Genomic DNA, 13687 nt, shown 5'->3' on the forward strand with positions numbered 1-13687 from the left:
AACATAACGTTTTTAATTTTGTATTTGGATTTTGGAATTTAAAATTTGGAATTTAAAATTTGATTTATTCTTCAGTTGCAGGAGCAGCTTCAGCTTCAGCAGCAGGAGCTTCTTCAGCAGCTTCAACTTCTTTTTCTGCACCTCTGTCTGAAAGACCTTCGATTACAGCAGTAGTTACTAAAGATAAAATTTTGTCAATTGATTTAGAAGCGTCATCATTTGCAGGAATCACGTAATCAACCTCTCTTGGGTCAGAATTCGTATCAACCATTGCGAAAACTGGAATGTTTAATTTTTGAGCTTCTTTTATTGCGATGTGTTCAGCTTTGATATCTACTACGAACAATGCTGCAGGTAGTCTAGACATATCAGCAATTGAACCTAAGTTTTTCTCTAATTTAGCACGTAGACGATCAACTTGTAAACGCTCTTTTTTAGATAAAGTGTTGAAAGTACCATCTTTCTTCATTTTATCGATAGAAGACATTTTTTTAACTGCCTTTCTGATAGTTACGAAGTTAGTCAACATACCACCTGGCCATCTTTCAGTGATGTAAGGCATGTTTGCAGCTTTTGCTTTATCAGCAACGATGTCTTTTGCTTGTTTTTTGGTAGCTACGAATAAGATTTTTCTACCTGATGCAGCGATTTTTTTCAAAGCTTCGTTAGCTTCTTCAATTTTAGCTGCAGTTTTATATAGATTGATAATGTGAATACCATTACGCTCCATATAAATGTAAGGAGCCATATTTGGATCCCATTTTCTAGTCATGTGTCCAAAGTGAACACCTGCTTCTAGTAATTCTTTTACTTCTATTTTGTTTGCCATTTTTGTACTAGTTTACGTTCTGTTGATTAGCAATGTGTTTTGGCTTTAGGCACTAAGCTTTAAGCTTTAGGCTTCAAACATTTGACTTTAAGACTTTCGACTTTAAGACTCAACCCATTTAGATGCTAAACTATATCCTACCTCGATAGGAGAGCAACAATAACTGTGTTTTTTAATTTCAATAAATAATTGATAATGTCTTGTCCCATTTGAACAAGACAGGTAATATTAACGTTTAGAGAACTGGAATCTCTTACGAGCTTTCTTCTGACCGAATTTCTTACGTTCAACCATTCTAGGGTCTCTTGTTAATAAACCTTCTGGTTTAAGGATTCCTCTGTTTTCAGCGTTAACTTCACACATTACGCGTGCTAATGCCATTCTTACAGCTTCTGCCTGACCAGTTGTACCACCTCCGTAAACGTTTACTTTTACGTCAAAGTTGTTTACATTTTCTGTCATAGACAATGGTTGTAAAACTTTGTACTGTAAAGTTGCAGTTGGAAAGTAAGTTGCGAATTCTTTTTTGTTTACAGTGATGTTTCCAGTTCCTTCAGAAACGTATACACGTGCAACAGCGGTTTTTCTTCTACCGATTTTGTGAATAACTCCCATTACTTAAGATCATTTAGGTTAACAGTTCTAGGTTTTTGAGCTCCGTGAGTGTGCTCAGATCCTACAACAACATTTAGATTTCTAAAAAGTTCAGCTCCTAATTTGTTTTTAGGTAACATACCTTTTACAGCTTTTTCTACTAATAATGCAGGGTTTTTAGATTGCAATACTTTAGCAGTTAAAGTTCTTTGTCCTCCTGGGTAACCTGTATGACGCATGTAAATTTTGTCATTCAATTTTGTACCTGTAAGGTTAATTTTTTCTGAGTTGATAACAATTACGTTATCTCCACAGTCAACGTGCGGTGTGTAACTTGGTTTGTACTTACCTCTTAAGATCATTGCAACCTTTGAAGCAAGACGTCCTAAGTTATGACCTTCAGCATCAACAACGATCCACTCTTTAGTTACAGTGGCTTTGCTTGCTGAAATTGTCTTGTAGCTTAATGCGTCCATAATATTATTTTAATTAAACATTCCATCCCCAATAAAGGGGATGCAAAAGTACAATTAATTATTTTAAAACCAAATACCTGAAAAGAATATTTTATATCCTGAAAATCAGGGGTTCAGTTTTTTATTTAAAACTATAAAAAAAGCACCTCTGCATTTTGCTGCAAAGGTGCTCTATTATTTTGAATTATTTTTTAGTTACACTATAAATATATTAGCAATATCGACTACTTGTTGTGTTGTAAGCGGCTCATCATAAGCTTCTGATCCTGCGGCAGCACCAAATGCTGTCGAAGTATTGAACCCTGCCTGTATCGTAACGCCTTCGCCGTCGTATACTGCTTGTGTAGCAGCCGGCATCCCTGCACCTCTTTCAGCATTAGAAATCCAGCCTTTCAGTCCGCGCAGACGTCTCACTTCTGAAGCGTGACGTGCTTCTACAGAATGAATTTGTAATGCCGCTGTCAGTAAATCTGGAGTAGACATTAAATTTGCTGCCTGACCTTTATACGCTCTAACACCTGTATCTTCAAAAGCTTGTGCTAATGCCAAAAAGGTTGGATAGTCTCCAAAAGGGTCAAATGCGCCGCCAACAGTAAAGTCAAAAGTGGGTTTTGGAACAAAGTTAGCGCTCATAGAGCCGCCTAATCCTGCGATTAAAAAAGATACGTGGTCTGATTCGTGAGCTGCTATCTGCTGAAAAACTTTTAAATCGCGTCCGCCATTTTCAGAAGCAGGAATTACTCCAGAGTCTAATGCCATTGCATAAAATTCATTTTCAAGGTATTCTAAGGTCAGCGCAAACTGCAAAGCGCCAATAGGTGTTGCAGGTGTTGCTGTGATATCTTTTGCAAATGCTTTGCCGGTTAAGGCTGATAAACCAAAAGGTATGGATGCCAAGGCCAGGTTTTTTCCAATATTTCCAAACTGAGTGAAACTGTCTCTTCTTGAACCAGTACTTTTCATTAAGTTGTCATCAGTAAAGGTTTCTATAAATTTTAAAATATTCATAATTTCTAATTTTTAGCTGGTTAATTAAGGTAAATATTTGGCCGTGAATTTTGTTGTAATAAATCCTGCTGCAACTGGGAGGATTTTTGAAGGATCCTTCGCAGCATCTAATCCGGTAGAGGCGCTTACAATATCATCGCCTGCAAAATCTTTTGAATTTGGATTGATTAAGCTTCGAATTGCAGCAGCATGTCTGGCTTCAACAGAAACAATTTTTCCTGCTAATAATAAATAATCAGCGGTTTTAATAAGTCGGCCGGCACCATTATAAGCGGCTACACCAGTATCTTCTAATGCTTTTGCAGTAGCTAAAACTTCGGTACGGCTGTTAAAATTTAAAGAACCATAACTAAAGGCTAAAGAAGGAAGTAATTGAGAACTTGGATCTGGAAGTGCTCCGGTTAAAGCCGCTTTAAAAAAATCTCTGTGAATTACTTCATGGTGATATAAATCAGTTAGAACTTGGCGTTCAGTATCATTAAATACAGTATTGAAGTTTGAGGCGTTTACAACTTTAGTGTAAAAATCTGCTTCTAACTGCTCTAAGGCGTAAGCATAAGTAAGAACACCAAAGTCTCCTGAGCCCAAGTCAAAAACACCATTTCTGACTCCCGGCAAGGAAGTATCCTCCATATTGTCTTCATTATCATTGTCGCTGCAACCAGCTAAAACCAAACCTGCGGTAACTAATGTTAGTCCACTGAGCTTAAGAAAGCTCCTTCTGCTATCCAGGGAAGGGTTGACCTCCTGAATTTTAACTTCGTTTTTCATAATCTAGGTTTTTTATTAAGGTTAATAACATTGTATTAAGGTTATTAACGAAATTTTAGGAGATGCGGTTTCAGAAAAATCATTCTTTTTTAGAATTATTTCGAATAGGTGGCATGATTTCAAATACTGGTGGTTGTTTTTTGTTTTATTTTCGGTAATTCTACTATATTTGTATTAATTACATAAACTTTTATTAGATGAAAGCTAAAGCAACTCTAAAACAAATTGCGAAGGAACTAGGTGTTTCTGTGTCAACGGTGTCTAAAGCACTAAACGACAGTCCGGAAATTAGTGAGCAGACGAAGGTGAAGATTAAGGAGTATGCCAAACTCAAAAATTATAAGCCGAATGTTATTGGTCTGAATTTAAAGAATCGTAAAACAAAAACCATTGGTGTAATTATACCTAATATATTGAACTCTTTTTTCGCAAAAGTTTTTAGCGGAATCGAAAAAGTAGCCGATAAAAAAGGATATAATGTAATTACATGTATTTCTAATGAATCTTTGGAAAAAGAAATTCATACGCTTGAAATGCTGAGCAACGGAACTATCGACGGATTTATTCTTTCGGTTTCTGAAGAAGCTCAAAAACTGCAAGATTATAATCATTTCTCTGAAATAATTAACGATGGAACACCAATTGTAATGTTTGATCGTATTGCAGATGAAGTAGACTGCGATAAAGTTGTAGTAGATGATTTTGATTCAGCTTTAAATTCAACACAGCATTTAATTAATTTAGGATGTAAAAATATTGCTTTAATTTCTTCTGTAGATAATTTAAGTGTTGGAAAACTTAGAGCCGATGGGTATTTAAAAGCTTTAAAAGACAATAATATTCCGGTTAACGAAAAAATTATTCTTCGTACTGATTCTGAAGATGATATGAAAGCTAAAATTGATTCTATTTTTGATCATAAAATCGACGGAATTTTTGCTTTAGACGAAAATGATTCAGTTGCGGCTTTAAGAGTAAGTTTGAAAAAAGGATATAGAGTGCCGGAAGATATTTCTATAATTGGTTTTGCAGACGGAATTTTGGCTTCAAGACGTTTATCGCCAAGTTTAACAACTGTAAGCCAGCACGGAATTGAAATTGGAGAAGTTGCAGCAAAAAGATTAATCCAAAGACTTGAAGAACCGGAAGGCGAAACTTCTGATTACGAAACGATCGTTATCAAAACGAAATTGAAAGAAAGAGAATCTACAAGAAAAGTATAAATAAAGAAAAACCCATCAGCAGAAACTGGTGGGTTTTTTATTTTATAATGAATAAGGGAATTTAGGATTTTTATACTTTTTTAATTTCTCGAAAGGAACTAAGAAAGATTCTTCACAGGCTCTCGCTGCTCTGTAAAAAGTAGGAGTGAATTCAATTCCTTTTTCGGTATAACTCCAGGAAGGAAAATTCCAATATTCTTCATTAGTATAATCACATGGTTCGTCATCAACATTTTTTGGTTTTTCAAAATGCTCTTGAGAGTTAATTACAGCAAGTAACTTAGGGGCAAAATAATCAGTTCTATATTTAGAAAAAGCGTCAAAATTATTCTCTTTATCACCAGTTACACTTTTATCAAAAGCAAGAATATCATCAATTTCATATTGTTTTCCATTATTTAAATCAATCAGATAACCGCTTCCGCCAAAATCTGGATGAGCGCCTCCGCAGTAATAAGATGCGAATATTTCGAAACCTAATAAATTTGTGTTTAAAAAGTTTATAGTTGCAGTGCTTTCAATTCCCTGACCATTGCTGTATTCAAAGCTCGAAGAGCAGTTAAGCTGATTTAATGTATTTTGAATATGTATCTGCTCTAAAATAGGATTAATTACAGTTTTGTTTTTCTCCGAAAAATCAGCTCCTAATCTAAAGAAATCAGAATCGCAGTGTTTTTCAGAATACCATACAATTTCTTTGTTGTTGTAAAGTGTGGTTTTCTGCTTTTTAAATTCAAGGAATTTATATTTCACCAGATTTAAACGTTCATCATCAAATCTAATTTTGATATTCGATTTGTAATTCTCAAAATTTACAGGTTCAAGGTGAACGGCTAATTGTTTTTCTTTGGCATCGTACCAAAAACCCTCGAAATTATTACCTGATTTTTTCAGATAAAATTTTTCAGTTACAACATCTCCGGGCTTAAAATAAAAAGTGTAATTATTGTCTTTTAGTTTTGCTTCCAGTTTAATGTCTTTTAATGAATTCTTGTAGAAATAAACTGCGGTTAGATTCGTTTCTTTATCTGATTTATAAACCTGAATAGTCATAAAGATGGTGCTTTTTCCTAAAGTTCCTTCCAGATAATAAATTTTGTCCTGACAAAATGCAATTGTTGAATAGAGTATAAATAGGTAGAAAAAACATTTTTTCATTTTACTATAATATTTAATTTTTTTTAGAGCTTTTAGTTGAAGCAACAGATGCAAGAAAAGTAAAAATTCTTACACTTTAAAATGTTTTGACTTTTTTATTATTAAAAAAAGCCATTCGATAGGAATGGCTTTTAGAATATGAAGAGTGATTTTTTTAGTGGGCTTCTAACCAGTCTTTACCTAATCCAAGTTCAACTTCTAAAGGAACAGACATTTTAAATGCATTTTCCATTTCGTGTTTAATCATTGGCTGGATTTTTTCGAGTTCATCATTGTGAACATCGAACACAAGCTCATCATGCACCTGAAGCAGCATCTTCGATTTCCAATTTTCGTCGCGAAGTTTTTTATGAATATTGATCATCGCAATTTTAATTACATCAGCAGCACTTCCCTGAATTGGAGCATTTACAGCATTTCTTTCGGCAGCGCTTCTTACGACAGCATTCGCAGAATTAATATCTTTTAAATAACGACGACGTCCTAAAATGGTTTGTACGTAACCTTTTTCACGAGCAAAATCAACTTGTTCTGAGATATAAGATTTAAGACGCGGATATGTTTTGTAATAAGCATCGATCAAAGCTGCACTTTCGCTTCTTGAAAGTGAAGTCTGATTACTTAATCCGAAAGCAGAAACACCGTAGATAATTCCAAAGTTTACGGTTTTAGCATTACTTCTTTGCTCGCGTGAAACTTCTTCTAAAGCCACATCAAAAACTTTTGCAGCAGTAGCTCGGTGAATATCTTCTCCGTTTTGGAAAGCTGCGATCATATTTTCTTCACCGCTTAAAGCAGCAATAATTCGCAATTCGATTTGAGAGTAATCGGCAGAAATTAAAGTATGATTTTCATCGCGGGCTACAAAAGCTTTACGAATCTGACGTCCTCTTTCGGTACGAATTGGAATGTTTTGCAGGTTTGGATTATTAGAACTCAAACGTCCTGTTGCGGCAACCGTCTGCATATAATCAGTATGAACACGTAAAGTCTTTTTGTCAACCTGTTCTGGTAGAGCTAAAATATAAGTGCTTTGCAGTTTTACCATTTGACGCCAATCCAGAATTTGTTTTACGATTGGATTATCGTTGGCTAAATAAGTCAAAACTTCTTCTCCGGTTGCATATTGACCGGTTTTGGTTTTCTTTTGTTTTGCGCCGCCAATTTTAAGTTTATCAAATAAAATGTCTCCTAATTGTTTTGGAGAAGCCAGATTGAATTTCTCGCCGGCAGTTTCATATATCTGTTCTTCTAAAGATTTGATCTCAACATCCATCTCTTTAGACATTTGTTTTAAGAACTCAACATCCAGACGAATTCCTTCTGTTTCCATGTCGGCTAAAACGCTTACTAACGGAATTTCAATTTCGTCAAACAGCTTTTTGGTTTCGGTTTTGTCTAATTCGGCTGTAAAGATTTCTTTTAATTGTAAAGTTACATCGGCATCTTCTGCGGCGTATTCTTTAATATCTTCTAAAGGAACATCGCGCATAGAAAGCTGATTTTTTCCTTTTTTACCAATTAAAGTTTCAATAGATTTTGGAGAATATTTCAAATACGTTTCGGCTAAAATATCCATATTATGACGCATATCCGGATTAATCAGATAATGTGCGATCATCGTGTCAAAAAGTTTTCCTTTTACAGTAACACCGTAATTAGAAAGGATTTTTAAATCGTATTTTAAATTTTGACCAATTTTCTCAATGTTTTCATTTTCAAAAAATGGAACAAACTTGTCAATCAAAGCCTTTGCTTCTTCCTGGCTTTCCGGAAACGGAACATAAAATGCTTTTCCTTTTTCGTAAGAGAAAGACATTCCCACAAGTTCTGCATGCAAAGCATCGATTCCTGTAGTTTCGGTATCAAAACAAACTGAAGTTTGTTTTTGTAAATTTTGTAAAAGCAATTTAATTCCTAAATCGCCCTGAACGGTCTGATAAGAATGTTCAGTATTTTCTAAAGTATTGTAAAATGAATTTCTTGCAGCTTCGGCACTTTCATCAAGAGTGGTGCCGCCTCCGCCAAAAAGATCAAATTGGTCTTCATTCTTTGGCTGTGGTTTTTTGTATAATTTAGCATCCTGAGCCGGAGTTGAGCCTGCTTCATTTCCTGCGCCAACTTTAAACAAATTATCAAATTGTTCTGCCATTCTTCTGAATTCCAATTCCTGAAAAATAGCATCGGTTTTTTCGATATCCGGACGAGAAAGTTCGTAATCATCTTCATTAAAAACGACATCGCAGTCACACATAATAGCCGCTAGTTTTTTAGATAAAATACCTTTGTCTTTATTGGCTTCGATGTTTTCTTTCATTTTACCTTTCAGCTTATCAGTGTTAGCCAAAAGATTTTCCATTGAACCAAATTCTTTCAGGAATTTTTTAGCCGTTACTTCACCAACTCCAGGTAATCCCGGAATATTATCTACGGCGTCACCCATCATTCCAAGAAAATCGATAACCTGCTCTGGTCTTTCGACTTCAAACTTTGCTAAAACCTCTGGAACTCCCCAAATTTCGATTCCATTACCCATTCGGGCAGGTTTGTACATAAATATATTTTCAGAAACCAATTGTGCAAAATCCTTATCAGGTGTTACCATGTACACCTTATAGTTTTGTTTTTCGGCTTGTTTGGCAATTGTACCAATTAAATCATCAGCTTCACAGCCTGCAAGTTCAATAATTGGAATATGCATGGCTTTTAATAATTCCTGAATATAAGGAACAGCAATTTTAATAGCTTCGGGAGTTTCGTCGCGGTTAGCTTTATATTCGGCAAACATTTCTGTTCTTGCGTGGCTTCCTTCTTTATCAAAAGCAACGGCTAAATGATCTGGTTTTTCTCTTTTAATAACATCTAAAAGTGAGTTCATAAAACCCATAATTGCAGATGTATCCATTCCTTTTGAGTTGATTCTCGGGTTTTTTATAAAGGCATAATAACCGCGAAAAATTAATGCATAAGCATCTAGAAGAAAAAGGCGTTTTTGAGTTGACATATTAAAAATATTAGTCTGTAAAAATAAACAATTGGGTTTTAAAAAACGATTCGGTTTCTGAAAATATATTTTTTGAGCGGTATAACCTATACAGGCTCATTTTAGTAAAAGTGCGTCTTGTAGTGATGAACAGTAAGCAAAGCGTTAATATCAAGTTAAAATTTTTTATTCAGGGATTTCTTCATTTTTTCTTCATGTTGCGAAGGTAATTTTGAACTGTAAAATAAAAGGTATTTAATTTAAATCTTAGAAATCATGAGAAATTTATTGATGGTATTAGTGGCAGTTTTAGGAACAAGTGCAATGGTTCATGCGTTTCCAGCAAAAGATGGTAAAACAGTTCCTGCAAAAGAAGTAAAAGCAACAAAACACCCAAAAAATAAATCTGATAAAAAAGCAAAATCAGAAAAAAGTGAAGCTCCAAAAGCTGAAACGACAAAAGTAAAAAAATAAACAAACAAAAAAATTAGAATAAAAAAGTAATTAATTTAAAAATTAAAAAGTCATGAAAAATTTATTTATTGTATTAGCAGCAGTTCTAGGAACAAGTGTAATGGTTAGTGCTCAAACAACTCCAGCTCAGACAGCGCCGGCAAAAGAAGTAAAAGCTACAAAACACCATCACAAAGGAAATAAAAAAACAAAAGCTGAAACTCCAAAAGAAGAAACAGCAGCTGTGAAAAAGTAAGAATTATTCTCGTTTTGTTTTCGAAACATTGTAACGAGGGCAAAACAGGAATAATGATTATGATGAATGCGATTGAAGAAGCTGATAAAGAAATTTGTCAGCTTTTTTTATTCGTTAATTTTTTAATAATGTGCAGCCGGACTTTTGATAATTGATTAATTTTAGTTGCGCATAAATGTCTTGTTTTATGAATGTTTTAATTGTAGAAGATAATAAAGAACTTGCTGTTGAAGTTTACGACTTTCTGTGCAAAGCAGGTTATATCTGTAAAATTGCGAATAATTGTGCCGATGCTCTCGAAGAATTTGGAAGTAATGATTATGATGCTATGCTGCTTGATCTTGGTTTGCCGGACGGAGATGGTTTTGAGGTTTTACAGACCATTCGAAAAACAAAATCAAAAATTGCAGTAATTGTACTTACTGCCCGCGGTGAACTAGATGATAGAATTAATGGGCTTCATCTGGGAGCTGATGATTATTTAACGAAACCTTTTGCTTTGACAGAATTGGCAGCCAGATTGTTTGCCGTAATCCGACGAATTCATGGTTTTACTTTAAATAACTTAAGTATTCACGGTTTTTTGCTGCAGCTTCAGGATTATAAAGTGAGTTTTAATGAAGTGCCTTTGAGTTTAACAAAAAAGGAATTTGATATTTTTCAATATTTGGTTTTGAATAAAAACAGAGTAATTACAAGACTGCAATTAACAGAACATATTTGGGGAGACATTCTGGAAATAAATTCAGATTCTAATTTTATAGATGTTCATGTTCGAAATCTTCGAAAAAAATTAGACAAACACACTTCAATAGATTGGTTTGAAACGGTTCGAAATGTGGGTTATCGTATTAATGAATAAATAGATTTTTGTGAAGATAAAACATCAATTAGCCATTTTTAATGCACTAACAAGATTGCTGGTGATTTTGATTTTGTGGCTCATGCTTCCTATTTTGGTCGAAAATGTGGTTTACAGACATATCAATAATGGGTTAATTGAAAAAAAGAAGAAATTCATCGACCATTTAAATCAGCAGGAGATTAATGATTTTATTGAAAATGAAGATGATTCAACTGAAACCTATTCCCAGTTTTCTACACTTCATAACGAGTTTTTGGTTCTTTCGAGAGCGCCGTTTAAGCCACATCAAAAAAGAACAAGTTTTAGCAACGAATACCGTATTATTGAAGGCGAAGAAAATGAATACCGAATTCTGCAACATCATTTTAGTTACGAAAATCAAGATTATCAGCTGGAAATTGGAAGCAGTTTAAGTGAAGTAAAAGACTTAACTTTTATTATTAAGCTGTTTATAATTGTTGTTTTGGTTGTTATTCTTTTTGTGACATTTCTGGCAGATACTTTTTATATCGAATATTTGCTGAAACCGTTCTACAAAATCATTGACACCAAAATAAGGCGAGTCAATGAACCTGAAGTTTTTGACCATACGCCCATAAATGCAAAATCGAGGGATTTTAGAGAATTAGATTTGGTTTTAAATCAAATGATGGATCGTATTGCAGAGCTTTTCAAAAAAGAAAAACAATTTATTTCGAATGTTTCTCATGAACTTTTAACGCCAATTGCTTTATTGAAAAACAAGCTGGAAAATTTATTGCAAAATGACTCTTTAGATGACAATGCAGTTGATAAAATTGCGGGTTCGTTGAAGACGTTAGATATGCTGAAAAAAATCATCAATAATTTATTGCTGATTTCCAGAATCGAAAACAATCAATATGCAGCTAACGAACATATCAGTTTTCAGGAAATAATAAAAGATCTGCAGGAAGATCTTCAGGATCGTATTGATGATAAAGAAATTCAGTTTATTAATAAAGCAGAACATAATTTTGTCTTTACGGGAAATAAAACTTTAATTCATATTCTAATTTATAATTTGGTTACAAATGCCATTAAGTATAATAAACCTAAGGGAAGCATTATTGTAACTGACGGATTTTTGAACCATCACTATTTTATTTCAATAACAGATTCTGGGATTGGTTTAAATGAATCTCAAATTGAAAATATTTTTAACCGATTTGCAAGAGTCAGTTCTGATCAGGAAGGACAGGGCTTAGGACTTGCTATTGCTAAAAGTATTGCCGTTTTTCATCATATTGAAATAAAAGTTACGTCTGTTTTAGGCGAAGGAACAACTTTTACTCTATTGTTCCCGGAAGAACCAAAACACAATTAAAAGTTAATTTTTTCAGATTGGTTCAATCTTCATTTTGTCTTCATTTACTGGTTATATCTTTGAGGTATAAATAATGAAATAATAATCAAATAAATCTACAATCATGAAAAAATTAATTTTATTAGCAGTAGCAGTTTTAGGAACAACAGCAATGGTAAACGCTCAAACAGCTCCAGTAAAAGAAACTCCGGCAAAAGAAGCAAAAGCTGCTAAGAAAGAGAAAAAAGCAGATAAAAAAGCTAAAAAAGCAGAAGCTAAGCCAGAAGCGGCAAAAGCTCAAAAATAATACAACAAGGCTTGTTGTAGAATAAAGGTTTTGAATAATTTGGTCGCAAAAGCTGATAGAGAGATCTATCGGCTTTTGCTATTATTTGAGTTAAATTTTTGATAATAAAAAGCAATAAAATTTTCATTCTTTGTTACTTTGCTTAAAACTGTAAATAATGATCCTTCGTTTTGTAATTCTATGTGCTCTTTTTATATTTATTGAGTTCTATTCCTATCAAGCCTTTCGCACCTTAATAAAACTTAGATGGGTTTTAGTTAGTTATCAGGTTATAAGCCTGCTTATTCTGCTGTTTATTATTTATTCATTTTCTCAGGTTGATCGTTCTGTAGGACAGACCAAACAATTTATGTTTACTACAGGATTAATGCTGTTGGTTTATGTGCCAAAAATTGTTCTTACATTAATAATGTTTGGAGAAGATATTATTAGAGTAGGAGCTAGTATTCTAAATTATTTTGTTTACAATACGCCTAGAAAAGAAATGATGCCGGAAAGAAGAAAATTTGTGAGCCAAATAGCTTTAGGCTTGGCAGCGGTTCCTTTCTTGTCTTTAATTTACGGAATCTTTGAAGGAAAATATAATTTTAAAGTGTTTAAACAGACTATCTATTTTCCAGATCTTCCAGACGAATTTGACGGTTTTAAAATAACACAGATTTCAGATGTTCACAGCGGCAGTTTTGATAATCCTGAAAAAATAAATTATGCAATTGATTTGATTAATGAGCAGGAAGCAGATATGATCCTGTTTACCGGAGATATTGTAAATACACATGCAAAAGAAATGCATCCGTGGCTGGAAACTTTTAACAGGATCAAAGATTATAAATACGGAAAATTTGCTGTTTTAGGAAATCACGATTATGGTGAATATGTAACCTGGCCTTCTGAAAAAGAAAAGGATGAAAATTTTGCCGAAATTAAAAGCCTTTATGGTAAAATTGGTTTCGATTTAATGCTGAATGAAAATAAATATATTCAAAAAGGAGCAGACAAAATAGCTTTGGTTGGAGTTGAAAACTGGGGCGCTAATTTTAAAAAAGCTGGTGATTTAAATAAGGCATCAGAGAATCTGCATAAAGATGATTTTAAGGTTTTAATGAGCCATGATCCAAGTCATTGGGAATATGAAATTAAAAAGCATCCTAAAAACTTTCACCTAACTCTGGCAGGGCATACACACGGAATGCAGTTTGGAATTGAAATTCCGGGATATTTTAAATGGAGCCTTGCGCAGTATATTTATAAACAATGGGCTGGATTATACGAAGAAGCCGGAAGATACGTTTATGTAAACCGGGGATTTGGTTTTCATGCCTATCCAGGACGAGTTGGAATTATGCCTGAAATCACAGTGATTGAACTAAAAAAAGGCGAGAATGTGGCTTAATTCGTTAAAAATGCTACATTTGTATTAATTATCTCTTTTTAATAGAT

14 protein-coding genes are annotated in these 13687 nt (G+C 33.8%); 7 read left to right on the forward strand and 7 right to left on the reverse strand.

The annotated features are described in order from the left end of the window. Positions 1–64 precede the first annotated feature (64 nt). The 5 genes from rpsB to ACTJIW_RS09845 all read right to left on the reverse strand — a co-directional run bounded on the left by rpsB (position 65) and on the right by ACTJIW_RS09845 (position 3678). The gene (gene rpsB / locus ACTJIW_RS09825; protein ID WP_012023686.1) at positions 65–829 is read right to left on the reverse strand and encodes a 30S ribosomal protein S2; all 765 of its coding nucleotides are present in this window, start codon (positions 827–829) and stop codon (positions 65–67) included. 228 nt (positions 830–1057) lie between these two features. Next, complete coding sequence (gene rpsI / locus ACTJIW_RS09830) at positions 1058–1444, reverse strand: 30S ribosomal protein S9 (RefSeq protein WP_012023687.1); 387 nt, start codon at positions 1442–1444, stop codon at positions 1058–1060. Beyond that, complete coding sequence (rplM, locus tag ACTJIW_RS09835; RefSeq protein WP_012023688.1) at positions 1444–1899, reverse strand: 50S ribosomal protein L13; 456 nt, start codon at positions 1897–1899, stop codon at positions 1444–1446. The genes rpsI and rplM overlap by 1 nt, the downstream gene beginning before the upstream one ends. Positions 1900–2094: 195 nt before the next feature. After that, a complete protein-coding gene (locus ACTJIW_RS09840) occupies positions 2095–2907 on the reverse strand; it encodes a ferritin-like domain-containing protein (RefSeq protein ID WP_012023689.1) in 813 nt (270 codons plus the stop codon). Positions 2908–2931: 24 nt separating this feature from the next. Next, on the reverse strand, positions 2932–3678 hold the full coding sequence (locus ACTJIW_RS09845) for a ferritin-like domain-containing protein (protein ID WP_012023690.1): 747 nt from the start codon (positions 3676–3678) through the stop codon (positions 2932–2934). Positions 3679–3875: 197 nt separating this feature from the next. Between ACTJIW_RS09845 and ACTJIW_RS09850 the strand changes: the two genes are divergently transcribed. Next, complete coding sequence (locus ACTJIW_RS09850; RefSeq protein ID WP_073407919.1) at positions 3876–4901, forward strand: LacI family DNA-binding transcriptional regulator; 1026 nt, start codon at positions 3876–3878, stop codon at positions 4899–4901. Between the two features lie 42 nt (positions 4902–4943). Here ACTJIW_RS09850 and ACTJIW_RS09855 read toward each other — a convergent pair whose 3' ends face one another. Next, complete coding sequence (locus ACTJIW_RS09855) at positions 4944–6059, reverse strand: hypothetical protein (RefSeq protein WP_440714507.1); 1116 nt, start codon at positions 6057–6059, stop codon at positions 4944–4946. Between the two features lie 154 nt (positions 6060–6213). Next, positions 6214–9063: a DNA polymerase I gene (gene polA, locus ACTJIW_RS09860; RefSeq protein WP_440714506.1), complete on the reverse strand. Its 2850-nt coding sequence runs from the start codon at positions 9061–9063 to the stop codon at positions 6214–6216. 255 nt (positions 9064–9318) lie between these two features. Here polA and ACTJIW_RS09865 point away from each other — a divergent pair, with 255 nt between their 5' ends. From ACTJIW_RS09865 to ACTJIW_RS09890, 6 genes are all read left to right on the forward strand, one after another. Next, on the forward strand, positions 9319–9516 hold the full coding sequence (locus tag ACTJIW_RS09865; protein WP_440714505.1) for a hypothetical protein: 198 nt from the start codon (positions 9319–9321) through the stop codon (positions 9514–9516). A gap of 52 nt (positions 9517–9568) precedes the next feature. Continuing rightward, a complete protein-coding gene (locus ACTJIW_RS09870; protein WP_149205537.1) occupies positions 9569–9751 on the forward strand; it encodes a hypothetical protein in 183 nt (60 codons plus the stop codon). A gap of 187 nt (positions 9752–9938) precedes the next feature. Beyond that, complete coding sequence (locus tag ACTJIW_RS09875; RefSeq protein ID WP_121362340.1) at positions 9939–10613, forward strand: response regulator transcription factor; 675 nt, start codon at positions 9939–9941, stop codon at positions 10611–10613. Positions 10614–10623: 10 nt separating this feature from the next. Beyond that, positions 10624–11961, forward strand: a complete 1338-nt coding sequence (locus ACTJIW_RS09880; RefSeq protein WP_440714504.1) for a sensor histidine kinase — start codon at positions 10624–10626, stop codon at positions 11959–11961. Between the two features lie 103 nt (positions 11962–12064). Beyond that, positions 12065–12247 (forward strand): hypothetical protein, encoded by a 183-nt coding sequence (locus ACTJIW_RS09885; protein WP_012023698.1) that lies wholly within the window; start codon positions 12065–12067, stop codon positions 12245–12247. Positions 12248–12404: 157 nt separating this feature from the next. Continuing rightward, the gene (locus ACTJIW_RS09890) at positions 12405–13640 is read left to right on the forward strand and encodes a metallophosphoesterase (RefSeq protein WP_012023699.1); all 1236 of its coding nucleotides are present in this window, start codon (positions 12405–12407) and stop codon (positions 13638–13640) included. Positions 13641–13687: the final 47 nt, after the last annotated feature.

The sequence above is a fragment of the Flavobacterium sp. 22659 genome (genome assembly GCF_052044235.1).
Lineage (GTDB): Bacteria > Bacteroidota > Bacteroidia > Flavobacteriales > Flavobacteriaceae > Flavobacterium > Flavobacterium johnsoniae.